We start from the raw sequence: 17678 nt of genomic DNA, 5'->3' as shown, positions 1-17678 counted from the left end.
GTCAGCGGGCAGAGAGCGCCGCGTGCGGGTCGACCCGCGTGATCTGGACGATGGCGAGGGCGGCGCCGACGACGCCGAGCACGATCAGGGCGGCGGCGGGGACGAGGAGCGTGGCGGCGCTGACGGCGACGGGCACGACCGGGGACAGGAGGACGGCGGTGGCCGCTCCGAGGAAGGTCCCGACGCCGACCCCGATGAGCAGGATCACCAGCGCCTGACCGATGGCGTCGCCCAGCAGGTACCGGGTCGAGGCGCCGAGCGCCTTGAGCACGGCGACGTCGCCGCGCCGGCTCACCGTCCACACCGAGAAGAAGGCGCCGACGACGAGCGCGGAGATGCCGAGCAGGAACGCGACCATCAGGAGCAGCGACCCGTGCTCGGAGGAGTAGGAGCTGATCGCGCTGCGGGAGTCCGCGAGCGACTCGGTGGTGGTGCCGATCGCCCGGTCGGCGTCGGCGAGCGCGGAGTCGCTCGTGCCGTCGGTGCGCAGGGCGACGACGGTCGCGACGGTCCCGGCGTCCGCGCCCGGCGCGGTGTGGGCGCCGAGGGCCTGCCAGTCGTCGAGCGACGTCCACACGACGGGGGTGTGCGCGTAGGCGGCGTCCGAGTCGAGCACGGCGGAGACGGCCAGGTCCAGCGTCCCGGCGGCCAGGGCGTCGCCGACCCCCGCGCCGAGCGCGTCGGCGGCGCCCGCGGACAGGACGACGGCGCCGGGCTCGACGGCGCTGCCGGGGTCGTCGTGGTCGGCGTCAGCGGGCACCAGGGCCGAGCCCGGCCGCACCCCGAAGGCGGTGACGCCCGCGGTCGTCGCGTCGGACGTGGCCCGGGTCGTCGCGACGCCCAGGGGCTCGGCGGCGGTGACGCCGTCGACGTCGGACCAGGCCGTCCACTGGTCGCTCGTGACCTGCGAGCCGGTGAACGTCGGGCCGCCGCCCGGGCCGGCGGGTGCGGCGTCGGCCTGCTCGGTGAAGGCGAGGTGGTCCGCGGGCAGGCCGGTGACGGCCGAGGTCGAGTCGTCCGCGAGGCCCTGGGTGAGGGAGGACAGGAACACGACGAGGTAGGTGATCAGGACGATGACGGCGGACATGAGCAGGAACCGCCCGCGGGCGAACCTCAGGTCGCGGAGCGCGACGAACATCGGGCCTCCAGGGCGGTCGGTGCCCGGGCTCCTGCCCGGGCGTCGGGTCCTACGCTCCCGCGGTTGCCGAGGTTCGGCATCAGGTGCGCGGACGAGGTGCCCGGGCCGGGCGGACGACGCCGGACTCCACCTTTCGGCCGATGCGTCGCCCCGGGCGGTGGCTAGGTTGGTCGGCATGACCTCCGTCCCCGGCGCCAGGCACGGGATGCTGTCGTCCGTGCGCGGGATCTGGCTCGGGCTGGACGTGCTGACGGTGGTGCTCGTGGTAGTCGCGGTGGCGCAGGTCGGCGCCGACGGCGGGGCCGCCGACGAGGCGTGGCTGCCGTGGACCGCGAGCGTGCTGGGCGTCGCGTTCCTGGCGGTCTACGCCTGGGGCCGGTGGGCGGTGCGGCTGCCCGGCGGCGCGTGGATCCTCGCGCTGACCGTGCTCTGGGCGCTGATGCTCGTGAACCCGTGGGCGCTGTGGGTCGCGTTCCCGTTGATGCTCCTGCAGATGCACGTGCTCGGCCCGCACCGGGGGGTCCTCGCGGTGGCGGCGACCGTCGTGCTGGCGGTGGGCGCGCGGTACGTCGTGCTCGGGCACGTCCACGTGGGGGACGTCGTCGGCCCGGTGATCGGGGGTGCCGTGGCCGTCGGGGTCGTGCTCGGCCTCGAGGCGCTCGTGCGGGAGTCGCAGGAGCGGCAGCGGTTGCTCGACGAGCTCGCCGACGCCGAGCGGGAGAGGGCGGTCGCGGAGGAGCGCGAGCGGCTCGCCCGCGACATCCACGACACCCTCGCCCAGGGCTTCTCCGCGATCGAGCTGCAGCTGCGGTCCGCCGCCGGGCCGGGCGTCGAGCAGGCCCGGGCGACGGCTCGTGAGAACCTCGCCGAGGCTCGGCGGTTCGTCCGGGAGCTCTCGCCGCCCGACCTGGAGGGGGCGACGCTCGTCCTCGCCCTGCAGCGGGTCGCCGCGCGGGTCCCCGGCCGGGGCGGCCCGGAGGTCGACGTGGTGGTCACCGGGGAGCCGCAGACGCTGCCGGTCCCGGTCGAGACGGCGCTGCTGCGCGTCGCGCAGTCGGCGCTCGCGAACGTCGTCCAGCACGCCGGCGCCTCGCGGGCGGCCGTGACGCTCAGCTATCTCGGGGACGCGGTCGCGCTCGACGTGGTGGACGACGGCGTGGGCGGGGCGCTCGACGAGGGCTTCGGGATCGCCGCGATGCGCTCGCGGGTCAGGCAGCTCGGCGGGAGGCTGGCGCTGGAGTCGGAGCCCGGCTCCGGTACGGCGCTCGCGGTGACGCTGCCCGTCGCCGGCGACGGTGTCGCCTGCGAGGAGCGGGGAGGGTCGTCGTGATCGACGTCGTCCTCGCCGACGACCACCCCGTGGTGCGGGCCGGACTGCGTGCGGTGCTCGAGACCGAACCGGACGTGCGGGTCGTGGCGGAGCTGGGGACCGCGGAGGAGCTCGTGGCCCGGGTGCTGCGGCGCGACCCGGCCGACGTGCTGCTCGTGGACCTGCGGTTCGGCGAGGGGCGCCTCGGCGGGGCCGAGGCGACGCGGCAGATCGTCGCGGCGGGCGGGCCGCCCGTGCTGATCCTCACGACCTACGACTCGGACGCCGACATCCTCTCCGCCATCGAGGCCGGCGCGGCGGGGTACCTGCTCAAGGACGCGCCGACGGCCGAGCTCGTGGGCGCGGTGCGGGCGTCGGCCGCGGGGGGCGTCGCGCTGGGACCCGCGGTGCAGCGCCGGCTGCTCGGACGGGTCCGGGCACCGGGCGTCTCGCTGACGGCGCGGGAGCTCGAGGTGCTCGGGCTGGTGGCCGAGGGCCGCTCGAACGAGGCGATCGCCCGGGAGCTCTTCCTGTCGGTCGCCACGGTGAAGTCCCACCTTGCCCACGTGTACGACAAGCTGGGCGCCGGCTCGCGCACCGCCGCGGTGGCGACGGCGCGCAGGCGCGGCATGCTGCGCTGAACCCGGGCGGCACGGCGACCCGGAGGTGTGGTGGCTCAGGCGCGCGCGGGGAACGCCCGCGGCGCGAGGAGCACGACGACGATCGCGGCCGCGAGGATCACCGCGCCCACCCACGGCAGCCCGTCGAGCCCGACGCGGTCGAGGGCGAGCCCGCCGAGCGCGGCGCCGAGGCCGATGCCGAGGTTGGCGGAGGAGTTGACGAGCGCCCCCGAGACGTCGGGGGAGGCGCCGCGCGTGCGGATCGCGGCGGCCTGGAGGACGGCGGGCATCGACCCGAAGGAGCCGAGCCACACGACGCCGACGACGAGGACCCCGGCGAGCCCCGGGTAGACGAGACCCAGCGCGGCGAGCCCGCCGCCGACGCCGACGAGCGCGCCGAGCAGGCCGGCGCGCGGGCGGGAGTCGACGGTGAGGCCGGCGTACCAGACCCCGAGCAGCCCGACGGCGCCGAAGCCCAGGAGCACGGGGCCGACGGCCCCCTCGGAGAGCCCCGCGCCGAGCAGGATCAGGGAGACGAACGTGTAGACCGCGTACTGCCCGAGGAACGTGAGGCTGTTCACCGCGGAGACGGCGGCGAGGCGCCCGCGGCCGGTGCGCGGCGCGGCGGCGGCGTCGCGCTCCGGGTCCCCGGAGCGCACCGGCGGCAGCATGACCAGGACGAGCGCCGCCGCGACGGCGCAGGCGAGCGCGAGGACGGCGAACGCCGTCCGCCACCCCAGCGCGGTGCCGAGCGAGGTGGACAGCGGGACGCCGACGACGAAGCCGGCCGAGCCGCCGACGGTCGCGATCGTCAGGGCCCGCCCCGTGAACTCGGGCCGGACGAGCCGCGAGGCGTAGCCGATGCTGATGGAGAAGAAGACGGCGTGCGACACCCCGCCGATGGCGCGCCCGGCGGCCACGACGCCGAACCCCGGGGCGGCGGCGACGACGACGTTCGCGACGGCGTAGGCGAGCAGGGTCCCGAGCAGCAGGGGCTTGCGGGGCAGGCGGCGCGTGAGGATCGTCAGCGGGACGGCGAGGGTCGCGACGAGCAGCGCGTAGACGCTCACGAGGAGACCGGCGGTCGCCTCGGCGACGTCGACGCCGTCGGCGATCTGCGGCAGGAGCCCGACGGGGAGGACCTCGGTGGTGATGGCGACGAACGTCGCCACGCTCAGTGCGACGAGCCCGCGGTACGCCGCCTGGACCGAGCCCGGCTCGTGAAAGGCGCGTGGAACGATTCGAGAGGTGGGCACCGGCCCAGTATCGGGCCTCCGGCGTCGGGGTGCCCACACCCTCGATCATGCATGCATGAACGTATGCAAGCCGTAGGATGACTCCCGTGCCGCACGACAACGCCACCGATCAGGGGCCCGCTGTGCCCCCTGTGCCCCCTGTGCCCGCTGTGCCAGCCGCCGAGCGGGCCTACGCCCACCTCAAGTCGCGCATCCTCTCGGGAGACCTCCCGGGCGGGACGCTCGTCAGCGAGGTCCAGGTCGGCGAGGCGCTCGGCCTGAGCCGCACCCCGGTGCACGAGGCGTTCCTGCGGCTCGGGGCGGAGCGGCTCCTGACCCTCTCGCCGCGGCGCGGGGCCGTCGTCGTCCCCGTCCCCGCCGGGGAGTCGCGGGACGTGCTCGAGGCGCGCGAGGCGCTCGAGGCGGGCGCGGCGCGTCGGCTCGTCGAGGACGGGACCACGGGCGCCGTCCTCCCGCGGCTCACGGAGGCCGTCGCCCTGATGCGCGCCCAGCTCGCGTCGGGGGACGTCGACGGGTTCGCGGCGGCGGACGACGCCTTCCACGCCGCCGTCGTCGACGGGTCCGGCAACGCGCTGGTGGCCGACTTCTACGCCCGCCTGCGCGACCACCAGCACCGGCTGCGCCAGGCGCTGCTGCGCGAGTGGACGCGCGACCTGCAGGGATCGCTGGACGACCACGTGGAGCTGCGCGCCGCGATCGAGGCCGGGGACGGCGAGAGGTACCAGCGGGTGCTGCGCCGGCACGTCGCGCGATACCGGGGCGCGCTGTGAGCGGGCAAGACACTGTGAGCGGGCGGGGCGCTGTGAGCGCGGCGCGGCCGTGGCGGGTCGTCTTCTGGCTCATCTTCGTGTGCTCGTACGCCGGGAACCAGTTCACGCCGCTGCTGCTCATGTACAAGCAGGTCGACCACTACTCGACGACCGTCGTCAACGAGTTCCTCGGGGTGTACGTCTTCGGCCTCGCGCCCGCGCTGCTGCTCTCGGGGGCGCTCTCGGACCGGCACGGGCGCAAGCCCCTGATGTACGCCGGGACCTGCGCGGCGCTCCTGGCCAGCACGTTCCTGGCGTTCTCCGAGTACGGGACCGCGGGGATCTTCGTGGGCCGGTGGTTCGCTGGGGTCACGGTCGGTGTCGCGATGGCGGTGGGCAACAGCTGGCTCAAGGAGCTGTCCCAGGCGCCGTACGACCCGACGGCGGACGTCCAGTCGGGCGCGCGGCGCGCCTCGCTGGCGTTCACCCTGGGTTCGGCGGTCGGCGCGCTCGTCGCCGGGCTGATCGCCCAGCTCTCCGACCTCGGGGCGTGGCTGCCGTTCGTCATCCACATCGCGGTCGCGGCGCCGTTCCTGTGGCTGATCCGGCGGGTTCCGGAGACGAGCCGGACCGGAGGCGCGCGCGGGTCGTTCTGGAACCAGTTCCGGATCCCGGCGGCCGGGCACCGCAGGTTCCGGCGCGTCGTGCTCGTCGCGGCCCCCTGGATCTTCGGCGGTGCGGCGATCGCCTACGGGTACGTGCCCGTGCTGCTCGCGGACGCGTCGGGGGAGTGGGGGCTCGGCTACGCGACCCTGCTCACCTGCGTGACCCTCGTGGTGGCCGCGCTCGTGCAGCCGGCCGCGAAGCGGCTCGACACGCCGTCGAGCGCGCGCGGGCTGGTGGCCTGCCTGGCGGCGACCGTCGTCGGGCTCGCGGTCGTGGTCGCCGCGGTCGCGCTCGACTCCCTGGTGCTCGGCGTGGTCGCGAGCGTCGCGATCGGCGTCGCGATCGGGATCGGGCTCGTCTCGAGCCTGCTGGAGGTCCAGCGGATCGCGGACCCCGAGGATCTCGCCGGCCTCACCGGCGTCTTCTACGCGGTGTCGTACTGCGGGTTCCTCGCGCCGGCGGTGCTGTCCGCGCTGTCGGGGTGGGTGGCGGTGCCGGTGCTGCTCGGCGTGCTCGTGGTGCTCGCCGTGCTGACGACGGTCGCGCTGCTGCGGGCGTACCGGAGCCATCTGCCGACGGGGCACGGGCGGTGGCCGCTGGGCAGCGACGGCAACGACGGCAGCGACAGCAGCGACGGCAACGACGGCGGGAGCGTGGCTGGCGGGGATCCCGTACCGTAGCGCTCACGCAGAAACCTTCCATGCGGAAGGTTTCTCGGGGGTCGCACCGGCGCGGCCCTTCCCCGGTACGCCGGGGGGCGAGCACCACGAAGGAGTTCCCCATGACGACGACGTCACCACGCCTGCGGCGCCTCGGCGGCCTCGGCAGGCTCGGCAGGCTCGGCAGGCTCGGCACGGCAGGCCTCGCCTGCGCGGCGGTCGCGGCCGGGCTGCTCACAGCGGCCCCAGCGGCCCCGGCGGCCGCGACGGTCCGCCAGCCGCAGCTGGAGAGCAGGTCCGCCGACATCCTGCGGGTCGACGGCAAGAAGTTCCGCGACCTCGACGGCAACGGGCGCCTGACCCCGTACGAGGACTGGCGGCTGAGCCCCGAGCGACGGGCGAAGGACCTCGTCGGGCGCCTCGACCTCGAGGAGAAGGCGGGCCAGCTGATCCACGGCAGCCTCGCCGGGACCGGGACGTACGACCGCGCCGCGTTCGAGGCGCTCCTGGACCAGCACGTGACCACCTACATCTCCCGGCTCGGCGTGGACGCGCGCACCCTCGCCACCGAGCACGACGATCTCCAGGCCGCAGCCGAGGCGCAGCCCTTCGGCATCCCGCTGATGATCAGCACCGACCCGCGGAGCGGCTTTACGGTCACCGCGGGGCAGACCGTCGCGAGCGGCGACTTCTCCGCGTTCCCGGACGCGATCGGCGTCGGCGCGGTCGACTCCCCGCTCCTGACGCGCGCGATGGGCGACGTCATCCGGCGCGAGTACCGCGCCGTCGGCATCACGGAGGCGCTCTCCCCGCAGGCCGACATCGCGACCGAGCCCCGGTGGAGCCGCATCAACGGGACCTTCGGCTCCACGGGCGAGCTCGCCAGGCGGCACGTCGGCGCCTACGTCGCCGGCCTGCAGGGCGGGGACGACGGCGTCGGGCGGGACGGCGTCGTGACCGTCGTCAAGCACTGGGCGGGCTACGGTGCGCAGGTCGACGGGTACGACAGCCACTACTACTACGGCCGGTTCGCGGCGTTCCCCGGCAACAACTTCGCCGAGCACCTTGTCCCGTACGAGGCGGCTTTCGCCAAGGACGCGGGCGGCATCATGCCCACCTACTCGATCCTCAAGGACCTGAAGATCGACGGGAAGACGGTGGAGCAGGTCGGGGCCGGGCACAGCGAGGACATGCTGGGCCTGCTGCGCGACGGCTACGGGTTCGACGGCGTCATCACGAGCGACTGGGGCATCACGGGCGACTGCCCGCAGGCCTGCGAGGACAACCGCCCGCCGAGCTTCTTCGTCGGGCCGTGGGGCGCCGGCATGTCGTGGGGCGTGGAGGACCTGACGCGGGCCGAGCGGTTCGCCAGCACCATCAACGCCGGCGTCGACATCGTGGGCGGCGACGACCACCCCGAGTACATCGTCCAGGCCGTCCGGCAGGGGATCCTCGCCGAGAGCCGGGTCGACGAGGCCGCGACGCGGGTGCTCGCCCAGAAGTTCAGCCTCGGCCTGTTCGAGGACCCGTACGTCGACCCGTCGGCTGCCGACCGCGTCGTCGGCAACCGGCTGCACCAGGCGCTCGGCGAGACGATGCAGGCCCGGTCGCTGACCCTTCTGAAGAACGACGACCGGACGCTCCCGCTCGAGGTGGCGAACCAGCGGGGACGCAGCGGTCACGGCGTGCGCACCGTGTACCTCTACGGCGTGCAGCCTGCGGCCGCGCAGAAGCTGGGCCTGCGGGTGGTCGCCGACCCCGCGGACGCGGACGTCGCCGTCGTGCGCCTGTCGGACCCGAAGGCCGGGGCCGACCTCACGGGGCTCGACTTCACCGGTACCGAGGGGGACTACCAGGCCCTCGTGGCCGCCGACGAGGCGGGCGCGACGACGATCGCCTCGCCGCAGCTCTCGCGGCCGCTCATCCTCGGGAAGGTGCTGAAGCACTCCGACGCGGTCCTCGCGAACTACGGGGTGTCCGACGACGTCCTGCTCCGTACCGTCGTGGGCCGTGCCCAGCCGAGCGGCAGCCTGCCGTTCGAGCTGCCGTCCAGCATGGCGGAGGTGGCGGCCCAGCTCGGTGACGTCCCGGACGACACCGCCCACCCGCTCTTCGAGCGGGGCTTCGGCCTCTCGTACCGCGGCGGGCACCGCTGAGCGACGGCGCCGCAGCACGGCAGGTCCGGCGAAGTGGTCGACAGCTGATTCGCTGATGCGGTGATCCGCGCACGAGCTGTGGCGGTGGGACCGAGCCCCGGACCCACCGCCACAGCTCGTGGTGCGCCACCGGGCTCCGCGCGGGCACGGCGGTGCTCGGTGCTCGCCGCGCGGTGCTCGCCGCTCGCCGCTCGCCGCTCGCCGGCGATCCACGGTGGCCCTTTCCTCGATGCCGGACCCGGTCGGCGCCTTCGCCCCCCTGGGCTCAGAAGGGTGGTGGTGGTCCGGGGTCGGGCGGTCCGGGGTCGGGTGGTCCAGCGGCTCGCTCGGGCGGGCGTTCGACGGCGGTATCCGGTGCTCGTTCGGGGGGTTGCCCGGGCTCGGTCGGTGACCCTCGGTCGGGGTGTGGCCGGTGGTCGTAGCGTTCGGGTGGTCGGTGGTAGGTGTGGCCGGTGGGCGCGGTCCAGGTCGTGGTCCCGTCGGGGCGGGTGCTCACGGTCCACTCGCCGTGGGTCTTGAGGCGGTGGTGGTGGCGGCACAGGGCCTGGAGGTTGGACGCCCGGGTCTGGGGCTCGGTGCCCGGGCCGGTGCCGGGTTCGTAGGGGTCGATGTGGTCGAGGTCGCACCGGTCGGCCGGGACCCGGCACCCGGGGAAGCAGCACGTGACGTCGCGGGCCTCGACCGCGGCCCGCAGGGACCGGGCGGGCCGGTAGGTCGTGGACCCGGCGTCCAGGAGGCGCCCGTCGGCGGGGTCGGTCAGCAGCCGTTGCCAGGTCGCGTCCGCCGCGATCTGCCGTGCCACGTCCGCGGGCACGGGCCCGTACCCCGCGATGTGACCAGGAGCGTCGTCCAGCCCCGCGAGGGTGGTGAACGGCACCGTCACCAGCACCCGCGCCCGCCCACGGACCCCCGCACCCCGACGGGCGCCGCTGTCGGGGCGGTGATCGGTACCGGCGTCCGGGGTGCCGCAGACCTGGTCGAGCAGGGCGTCCGCGCGGCGCTGGTCGGCGCTGCGGGCATCGGCGGGCAGGGTGCGGGCGAGGTCGTCGACCGCGGCGTAGAGGGCTTGGGCGTCCTCGGCGGGCAGGTAGGCGCTGATCCGGGCCATCGCGTCGGGCAACGGTTCGTAGAACACCCCGCGGCGCCGCTTCTCGCCCTCGCGGCGCGCCTGCGCCGCGCCCGGGTCGTGCTCGATCTCCGCCCGCCGGGCACGCTCGCGCAGCCGGGGTGCGGTCAGGGACTCGGCCTCACCCACCAGGGCGGCCACGAGCCGCACCCGCTCGTCCACGGGCACGGTCGGGGCCGCCTCGATCAGGACCCGGGCGCGCCGTTCGCAGATCCGCCCCGCGGACAGCGCCGCGCCCACGCTGGGGTGGACCCGCAACCCCACGGCCAGGTCCACGCTCCGGGCCGCCACGGCCCGCGTCGTGGTCAGGGCCGCAGCGACCTCGTCGACCGCGAACTCCGCCCCCCGCGAACCGCGCCTGCGTCCCAGCAGCTCGTCGACGTCCGCCGCCTGCGCGGCCGTGGCCCAGGACAGCAGACGCTGCCACGCCACGATCCGGTCCACGACCTCCTCGTCCGAGCATCCCGACACCTCACCGGCCGCGAGGCGCCGGGCGAGCTCTGGCCCCGGCGCCACCTCGTGCACCGGCAGCAGAGGCACCGGAACGGGTGTGGGTGCGAGGACAGGCACGGGCGCGGGCGCTGGTGCGGCTGCTGGCGCTGGTGCGGGTACGGGCGCGGGTACGGGCGCTTCCAGCGGGAAGGTCGCAGCCGACTTCCCGTCACCCGACGGCCGCCACCCAGCCACGATCCGCGCGAAGGCGACCTCGACCACCGACTGCTCCACGCCGTCGGCCACCGCCCCGCCCTGTTCGAACATATGTACAGACTAGAACCAGCCACCGACACTCATCGCGCCCCCTCCACAACCCCCAGGCCCAGGCCGCGACCGCTCACCGACCGGTCGGGTCCACCCGGCGCAGCACGACGGCGAGGAGCCGGGCGAGCTCGCGACGGTCGTCGTCGTCCAGGTCGGAGATCGCCTCCTCCTCCCGGCCGACCTGCTCCGGGAAGAGCCGGTCCACCAGCGCCTCTCCGGCGGCGGTGAGCGAGACGAGGACCCCACGACGATCGTGCGATGCCGCCGCGCGCTCGACGAGCCCGGCGCGCTCGAGGTGCGCGAGCCGCTTCGTGACGGACGCGCCCGGGGCGCGCTGGATCGTCCGGATCTCGCCTGGCCGCAGGGGGCGCCCGGCGCGCGCCACGGTCGTGAGCACGTCGAGCTCCTGCCGGGAGAGGTCGTGCTCGGCGAGCGCGGCGTCGGTCTGCGCGGTGAGGAGCGCGGCGATCCGCGTGATCCGCGCGGTGACCTCCGCCGCCGAGGCGTCGAGGTCCGGCAGCCGCCGCGCCCACTGCTCCCGCACCCGGTCGACGTAGTCCATGGCCTCACCCTCGGATCGAATCTTGTTTCCAGAGTAGTTTACCCGTGAACTAAACTCGGGGACGATGCCGACCCAGACCCCGCCCAGGACCCAGACCCGGCCCAGGACCGCCCGCGCCCGTACCCGCACCGCCGTCCGGGAGGTCCTCGACCCCGCCCACGTCCGCACCGCCCTGCGCCCGCCGACCCCCGGCCCGGCCCCGTGGCGCTCCGGCCTCCCCGCCGCACTGCGCTGCGGGACCGCCGTCGCCGTCGCCCTCGCGGGCACCGCCGCCCTCGGCCACCGCGAGCTCGCGGGGTTCGCCGCCCTCGGCTCGCTCGCCGTCCTCTACGGCCGCAACGACGGCCACGGCCGCCGGGCGCGGCTCGTCGCCCTGGTCGGGGCGGTCCTCGTCGCCGCGATCAGCGCGGTCGGCCTCGTGGTCGCGCTCGGGGCGCCCGACGCCGTCGCCCTCGCCCTGGTCGCGGTGCTCGCCGGCGGGACGACGGCGCTGCTCGCCCGGGTCGCCGCCGGCCCGCCCGGCGCGACGATCGTCGTCTTCGCGGCCGGCGCCGGTCTGGCCGGACCGCCCGACCTGCACGACGTCGTCGTCCGCGGCACCGCCGCGCTCGCCGGGGCGGTCCTCGCCTGGCTCGTGGCGATGTCCACGACCGTGCCCCCGGCGGTGCGCCCGCTCCTGCGCCGCGCTCACCGCGACGCCCCGCCACCGGTCCCGGGACGGACCCCCGCCCGGCTCGTGCCCCGGGACCGGCCCCCGCTCCTCGCGCCGGCCCTGAGGGTCGCGGCAGCGAGCGCCCTCGCGGCCTGGGCGGCCGAGGCCGTCGGGTTCGGCCACCCCGCCTGGGCGGCGGTGGGCGCCACCGCCGCGCTCCAGGGCACGACGACGGGGCACGTCGTCGTGCGCGCCCTCCAGCGCGCGGGCGGCACCGTGGTCGGCGCGCTGGTCGCCTGGCCGCTGCTGGCAGCCGGCCTCGGGTTCTGGTGGTCAGTCGCCGTCGTGGTGGTCCTTCAGGTGGTGACGGAGCTCGTCGTCGGGCGCCACTACGGGCTCGCGATGCTCTCCATCACCCCGATGGCGCTGCTCATGACCTCGCTCGGCGCGTCCGCGGTCACGGGCGCCCTGGCCGCCGACCGCGCGCTCGACACCGCGATCGGCGCGCTCGTCGGCGTGGTCGTCGTCCTGCTCGCCCAGGCGGGCCACCGGGGGATGCCCGCGCCCGCGCACTAGGGTGAGCGCCGTGACCGACACGACGCCCCGCGCCCGTTCCTGGCGCGCCGTCGCCACCGGACCGGTCGGCGTGTGGGCCGCGTTCGTCGTCGTCCACACGTATCTGCTCTGGGACGTCACGAGGTTCCGCGCCCAGCTCGAGGGCGACGTCGACCTCTACCGCTCCTGGGCGGTCTCTGGCCTGCTCGAGGGCGTCTGGCCCGTGCTCTCGACCGACTGGGTCTACCCGGTCGGCGCACTGCTCCCCATCACGCTGCCGGGCCTGCTCTCCCTCGACCTCGAGGCCTACCGGGTCCTGTTCGAGCTGCTCGTGGTCCTCCTCGACGGGTTCGCGGTCGGCGCGCTGCTGCGCGCCGGGAGGGCCTCGCGCGGCGGGACCGCGGGAGCCTGGTGGTGGCTGGTCTTCCTCGCGGCGCTCGGGCCCATCTCCGTGATGCGCCTCGACGGCGTCGCCGCCCCGCTGACGGTCCTCGCCCTCGTCCAGCTCCTGCCCGGCCCGGCGCGCCCCGGCGGCCGCGTGGGCCTGACCGCCGTGCTCGCGACCGTCGCGGCCTGGGTCAAGGTCGCGCCCGGCGCCGTGCTGATCCCCCTCGCCCTGACCGTGCGGCGCCCCTGGCGGCGCGTCGTCCTGCCCGCCGCCGTCGTCTCCGTGGTGGTGGTCGGCCTCGCCCTGCTCGGGGGAGCCGGCGCGCGGGTGCTCGGGTTCTTCGGGCAGCAGGACTCGCGCGGGCTGCAGGTCGAGGCCGGCGCCGCGACCCCCTTCTCGCTCGCCCGGCTCTGGGACGACTCCTACCGTGTCGTCTACGACGCCCCGCTCAAGGTCCTGGAGATCTCCGGGCCCTCGACGCAGTGGTGGGCCGACGCCCTGAACCTCGTCCTGCTCGTCGCCGTCGCCGCGGTCTCGTTCGGCACGTGGCGCGCGGCCGTGCGGCTGCGGCGCGCCGTCCCCGACGGCAGCCTCCTGCCCGACGGCGTCGCCCGCCGCCCGCTCGACCTCGAGCTGGTCCTGCTGTCCACCCTCGCGCTGACCCTGTGCCTGTTCGCGTTCAACAAGGTCGGCTCGCCGCAGTACGTCGCGTGGTTCGGGCCCCCGGTCTCCGTCGCGCTCAGCGCCGTCGGCCTCGCCGGGTCACGGATCGCCTGGCGCCGCACCTGGGACGTGCTCGCGGTGGCGTTCGTCGTCGTCGGGCTGCTCACCCACCGCCTGTTCCCGGACCACTACGACGACTTCCTCGCCGCGCAGCCCCTCGACACCGTGCTCGCGGCGCTGCGCAACCTGCTCGTCCTGGCGCTCGCCGTGGGAGTCGGGTCCGTCGTGGCGTTCCGGGTCCGGGCGCCCGGCGCACGGGTCAGGAGCGGCCCGCGATCTGGATGACCGCACGGGTCACCGCCGCCGTTCGCGCACCAGCTCCCGCCCGACCTCCGCCACGGACCTCGCCCCGACCAGCCCGAGGGTCAGGTCGAGCTCGGCGACCACGTCCCGCACCACCTCGGCGACCCCCGCCCGGCCGGCGAGCGCCAGCCCGTACACGTGCGGGCGGCCCAGCGTCACGGCGTCGGCCCCGAGCGCCAGCGCCACGAGCACGTCCGCGCCCGTGCGGATCCCGCTGTCGAGCAGCACCGTCGCGTCCGGCCCGACGGCGTCGCGCACGTCGACGAGCGCGTCCAGCGAGGCGACGGACCGGTCCACCTGCCGGCCCCCGTGGTTGGAGACCATGATCGCGTCGGCGCCCAGGTCGAGGGCCCGTCGGGCGTCGTCGGGGTGCAGGATCCCCTTGAGCACGATCGGCAGCCGGGTGCGCCCGCGCAGCGTCGCGAGGTGGTCCCACGAGAGCGCCGGGTTGGAGTACACGTCGAGGAAGGTCTCGACCGCGGCGCGCGGGACGGGGGAGCGCAGGTTCGCCCGGACCGGGCCCGGGTGCTCGCGCGCGATCGAGAGCAGCGAGCGGACGGCGGCCAGGGTCGGGCGAGGGTTCCGGCCCGACGACGCCGTGCCCGACGACGCCGTGCCCCGCGCCCCGAGCCGCTCCCGGACGAGCTCCGCGAACCGCGGGTCGGAGGTGTACTGGGCGATCCCGATGCCGCGCGCGAACGGCAGGCTGCCCAGGTCGAGGTCGCGCGGGCGCCAGCCCAGCACCGTCGTGTCGAGGGTGACGACGAGCGCGCCCGCGCCGATCGCCTCGGCGCGGCCCACGAGGCTGTCGACCAGCGCCTCGTCGCGGCTCCAGTAGAGCTGGAACCAGCGCGGCGCCGAGCCCATCACCTCGGCGGTGCGCTCCATCGGGCTGCTGCCCTGGTTGGACAGGACGTACGGGACCCCGGCGTCCGCCGCGCCGCCGCCGATCAGCAGGTCGGCGTCGCGGCGCACGAGGCCGGCCGCGCCCACGGGTGCGAGGAGCACCGGCGCGGGCAGGCGCGTGCCGAGCAGCTCCACCGACAGGTCCCGTCCCGCGGCGCCGCCGAGCATCCGCGGCACCAGCTCCCAGCGGTCGAACGCCGCGCGGTTCGCCGCGACCGTGCGCTCCGCTCCGGCGCCGCCCGCGACGTACGCCCACGCGGTGCGCGACATCCGTCGGCGGGCCGCCGCGGCGAGCGCGTCGGGGTCCGTCGGGACCGCGGGCCGGCGTCCCAGCACCCCCGCGCGGTAGACCTCGTCCTGCCGGGTGCGCCCGGGGCCGTCGCTCATGCGTGCCATCCTCACGGCCCGTCCGCGCGCTGTCGAGGGCCCGCGGGCGGTCGTAGGCTCGGACGGTGAGCGAGCAGGACCCGCTGCGCCACGCGGCGCAGTACCGGACGGAGCGGGACGACGGCGCCGTGCCGCGGTCCGACCCGGACGACCCGGCGGCGGCCCGCGCAGCCGAGGCCCGCCGTGCCCGCGACCGCGCGGCGACCCGGCACCTGTGGGTCGAGCGGCAGATCCGCGAGGCCATGGAGCGCGGCGAGTTCGACGACCTCCCGCTCGCCGGCAGGCCCATCCCCGGCCTCGACTCGCGCGACCCCGACTGGTGGCTCAAGAACCTCGTGCGCCGCGAGAACATCACCGGCGTGGCGCCCGAGGCGATCCAGCTCCGCAAGGACGACGCGGTGCTCGACGCCCGGCTCGACGGGCTCCTCACGGAGGCCGAGGTCCGCGCCGCCGTCGAGGAGTTCGACGCCCGGGTCGTCGCGGCGCGCCGCCAGCTCCTCGGCGGCCCGCCCGTGGTCACGCCGCCGCGGGACGTCGAGGGAGAGGTCGCACGCTGGCACGAGCGCCGTCGCGCCCGGGACGCCGCCCGCCGCGCCGCGGCCGAGGCCGCGCGGGCCGCCGAGGCCCGGCGGCTCGAGGCCGAGCAGGAGGCCCGGCGTGCCGCGCGGGCCCGCCGCCTCAGCGGCCGCTGGTGGCGCCGGACGCGCTGAGCTCGCGCTGCCCGGCGTCCCGCGGCTCCTCGGCGTCCCGCGGCTCCTCCGCCCGGATCTCCCGGACCACCTCGCCGGCGGCGGCGTGCCGGCCCGGGTGCCGCGACTCGGCGACCCGGCGCGCGCGGCGGGCGGAGAGCACGGCGTGGCTCGCGAGCCCGAGGAAGACGAGCGCGCACGCGACGCCGCTGACGAGGAAGTTCACGTCGATGCCGTGCGGCGTGGGCCGGCCGTCGGCCGCGAGGTGGGTGGCGATGATCGCCCCCGCCACGGCCGAGCCGACGGCGCCGCCGACCGTCCGCAGCACCTGGTTGAAGCTCACCGCGCTGCCGAGCTCCTGGACCGCGACCCCGCGGGCGATGAGCCCGGGCATCGCGGCGTACGTCGTTCCGATGCCGAACCCGAAGACGAGCATGCCCCCGAGCAGCGCCGCGACCGTGTCGTGCGTGGCGAGCAGCACGAGGTTCGCGACCGTCACGAAGGCGGCCCCGATCGGCAGGAGCATCGTGAAGCTGATGCGATGGGCGAAGCGCCGCGCGAGGCGGCTCGCGAGCTGGCTGCCGACCGAGACGGGGAACATGACGAACCCGGCCCAGAACAGCGGCATCGCGACCCCGTAGCCGGTCTCGGCGGGCGCCTGGGCGATGAGGCTGATCACCGACATGCCGATGTACATGGACCCGCCGATGCTCAGCGCCGTCGCGTTGGCGAGCAGCACGTCCGAGCGTCGCAGCAGGTCGAGCCGGATCAGGGGGTGTGCGGTGCTCACCTCGCGCCAGACCCACAGGCCCAGGACGACGGCGGCCCCCGCGAGCATGGCGAGCGTCGTCACGGACGCCCAGCCCCAGTTGGGCCCCTCGCTGATGCCGAGCAGGAGCAGCGCCAGCCCCGCGCCGAGCAGCAGCGCCCCGGGGGTGTCGAACGGCGAGCGCAGCCCCTGGGTGTCGGGCCCGCGGGGCACGGCGACGGCGACGACGACGATCGCGCTGACGACGAACGCGGCGGCGAACCAGAAGGCGTACTGCCACGCGAGAGAGTCGGCGATGATCCCGGTCAGCGGGTACCCGAGGCCGATGCCGGTGGCGACGGTCACGGACAGCGACGCGATCGCGGGCTGCACCTTCTCCGGTGGGGAGTAGCGGCGGGCCAGGGCGATGGTCATCGGCGTGATGGCGTAGGACAGCCCCTGCAGCGCGCGCCCGACGAGCAGGACCGAGAACGTCTGCGCCGTCGCCGCGAGCACCGAGCCGACGAGGATGATCGCGAGGGTGGTGAGCAGGATGCGCTTCTTGTGCGGCCCGTCGCTCAGCCGTCCGAGCACGGGCGTGGCGACCGCGCCGACGAGCAGGTTGACGGTCAGCGTCCACTGCGCGGTGCTGACGGAGACGCCGAAGGACTGCGCCAGGGTCGGGACGAGCAGGAGCCCGAGCGAGCTGATGATCGCGGCGGACAGGGCGGCGTAGACGAGCGCGGGGACGAACCTCCGGCCGGCGGTGGGGGCCGCCGCGTGGCGGGCGAGCAGGTCAGGCACGGTCCGTGTCCTCCTCGGTGAGCCGGCGCAGGACGGGCAGGGCGGCGGCGAGCGCGGCCCGGTCGCCGTCGTCGAGCCGCGCGGCGACCGTGGCGGCGAGCCAGCCCTGGGTGGCGTGCCGGTCGCGCTCGATCTCCTCGAGGCCCGACGACGTGATCGTGACCGTCAGGCGGCGGCGGTCGGCCGTGTCCCGGGTGCGGGCGACGAGGCCCCGCTCGGTGAGGTCCGCCACGATCGCGGCCATGGACTGCGGCGTGATGCCCTCGGCCGCGGCGAGCTCGGACGACGTCGCGCCGCCGCGCGCCGAGAGCGCGAGGAGCACCCGCGACTGCCCGAGCGGGAGGGTCTTCTCGGCCAGCAGGCGGCGGTAGATCGGCCCGAGCGCGGCGCGCAGCTCGAACGCGAGCTCGGAGGCGGTGGAGGGCGCGGGGGACGGCGCGAGGGCGGGTTCGGGGGACGGCACCCGCCGATCGTACAGGCGAACTGATCAGCCTCCCTGAACAGTGTGACCGGGGTCGCAGCG

At 75.9% G+C, this 17678-nt stretch carries 15 protein-coding genes; 8 read left to right on the top strand and 7 right to left on the bottom strand.

The annotated features are described in order from the left end of the window. Position 1 precedes the first annotated feature (1 nt). Entirely contained in the window at positions 2-1138 is a 1137-nt protein-coding gene (locus EDF32_RS08625) for an ABC transporter permease (protein WP_123308138.1), read from the bottom strand. A 175-nt stretch (positions 1139-1313) separates the two neighbouring features. On the opposite strand from EDF32_RS08625, the gene EDF32_RS08620 reads away from it, so the two are divergent. Next, positions 1314-2468: a sensor histidine kinase gene (locus EDF32_RS08620; RefSeq protein ID WP_233565819.1), complete on the top strand. Its 1155-nt coding sequence runs from the start codon at positions 1314-1316 to the stop codon at positions 2466-2468. Beyond that, a complete protein-coding gene (locus tag EDF32_RS08615; protein WP_123308137.1) occupies positions 2465-3088 on the top strand; it encodes a response regulator transcription factor in 624 nt (207 codons plus the stop codon). The genes EDF32_RS08620 and EDF32_RS08615 overlap by 4 nt, the downstream gene beginning before the upstream one ends. A gap of 35 nt (positions 3089-3123) precedes the next feature. On the opposite strand, the gene EDF32_RS08610 is transcribed toward EDF32_RS08615, so the two are convergent. After that, a complete protein-coding gene (locus tag EDF32_RS08610) occupies positions 3124-4323 on the bottom strand; it encodes an MFS transporter (protein WP_123308136.1) in 1200 nt (399 codons plus the stop codon). Positions 4324-4463: 140 nt separating this feature from the next. Between EDF32_RS08610 and EDF32_RS08605 the strand changes: the two genes are divergently transcribed. The 3 genes from EDF32_RS08605 (at position 4464) to EDF32_RS08595 (ending at position 8553) form a co-directional block, all read left to right on the top strand. Then, positions 4464-5093, top strand: a complete 630-nt coding sequence (locus EDF32_RS08605) for a GntR family transcriptional regulator (protein ID WP_199734873.1) — start codon at positions 4464-4466, stop codon at positions 5091-5093. A 32-nt stretch (positions 5094-5125) separates the two neighbouring features. After that, positions 5126-6418 carry an MFS transporter gene (locus tag EDF32_RS08600; protein WP_199734872.1) on the top strand — a complete coding sequence of 431 codons (1293 nt, stop codon included), beginning with the start codon at positions 5126-5128 and terminating at the stop codon, positions 6416-6418. A 101-nt stretch (positions 6419-6519) separates the two neighbouring features. Further along, entirely contained in the window at positions 6520-8553 is a 2034-nt protein-coding gene (locus EDF32_RS08595) for a glycoside hydrolase family 3 protein (RefSeq protein ID WP_123308133.1), read from the top strand. Positions 8554-8818: 265 nt separating this feature from the next. On the opposite strand, the gene EDF32_RS08590 is transcribed toward EDF32_RS08595, so the two are convergent. Further along, positions 8819-10219: an HNH endonuclease signature motif containing protein gene (locus tag EDF32_RS08590; RefSeq protein WP_158614076.1), complete on the bottom strand. Its 1401-nt coding sequence runs from the start codon at positions 10217-10219 to the stop codon at positions 8819-8821. Positions 10220-10511: 292 nt separating this feature from the next. Then, positions 10512-11000, bottom strand: coding sequence for a MarR family winged helix-turn-helix transcriptional regulator (locus tag EDF32_RS08585; RefSeq protein ID WP_123308131.1), 489 nt, complete (start codon positions 10998-11000; stop codon positions 10512-10514). A gap of 64 nt (positions 11001-11064) precedes the next feature. On the opposite strand from EDF32_RS08585, the gene EDF32_RS08580 reads away from it, so the two are divergent. Together EDF32_RS08580 and EDF32_RS08575 are read left to right on the top strand one after the other, a co-directional pair. Then, complete coding sequence (locus tag EDF32_RS08580) at positions 11065-12228, top strand: FUSC family protein (RefSeq protein WP_123308130.1); 1164 nt, start codon at positions 11065-11067, stop codon at positions 12226-12228. A 10-nt stretch (positions 12229-12238) separates the two neighbouring features. Further along, positions 12239-13603 (top strand): glycosyltransferase 87 family protein, encoded by a 1365-nt coding sequence (locus tag EDF32_RS08575; protein WP_158614075.1) that lies wholly within the window; start codon positions 12239-12241, stop codon positions 13601-13603. Between the two features lie 9 nt (positions 13604-13612). On the opposite strand, the gene EDF32_RS08570 is transcribed toward EDF32_RS08575, so the two are convergent. Beyond that, entirely contained in the window at positions 13613-14914 is a 1302-nt protein-coding gene (locus EDF32_RS08570; RefSeq protein WP_199734871.1) for an alpha-hydroxy-acid oxidizing protein, read from the bottom strand. Positions 14915-14979: 65 nt separating this feature from the next. Between EDF32_RS08570 and EDF32_RS08565 the strand changes: the two genes are divergently transcribed. Beyond that, complete coding sequence (locus EDF32_RS08565; protein ID WP_123308127.1) at positions 14980-15624, top strand: DUF1992 domain-containing protein; 645 nt, start codon at positions 14980-14982, stop codon at positions 15622-15624. Here the strand turns inward: EDF32_RS08565 and EDF32_RS08560 are convergent. Then, positions 15593-17155, bottom strand: a complete 1563-nt coding sequence (locus EDF32_RS08560) for an MFS transporter (RefSeq protein ID WP_233565818.1) — start codon at positions 17153-17155, stop codon at positions 15593-15595. The genes EDF32_RS08565 and EDF32_RS08560 overlap by 32 nt on opposite strands. After that, positions 17148-17618 (bottom strand): MarR family winged helix-turn-helix transcriptional regulator, encoded by a 471-nt coding sequence (locus EDF32_RS08555; RefSeq protein ID WP_158614074.1) that lies wholly within the window; start codon positions 17616-17618, stop codon positions 17148-17150. The genes EDF32_RS08560 and EDF32_RS08555 overlap by 8 nt, the downstream gene beginning before the upstream one ends. Between the last annotated feature and the right edge of the window lie 60 nt (positions 17619-17678).

Source organism: Cellulomonas sp. PhB143, assembly GCF_003752595.1.
GTDB lineage: Bacteria > Actinomycetota > Actinomycetes > Actinomycetales > Cellulomonadaceae > Paraoerskovia.
This window is presented reverse-complemented; position numbering and strand designations above follow the sequence as displayed.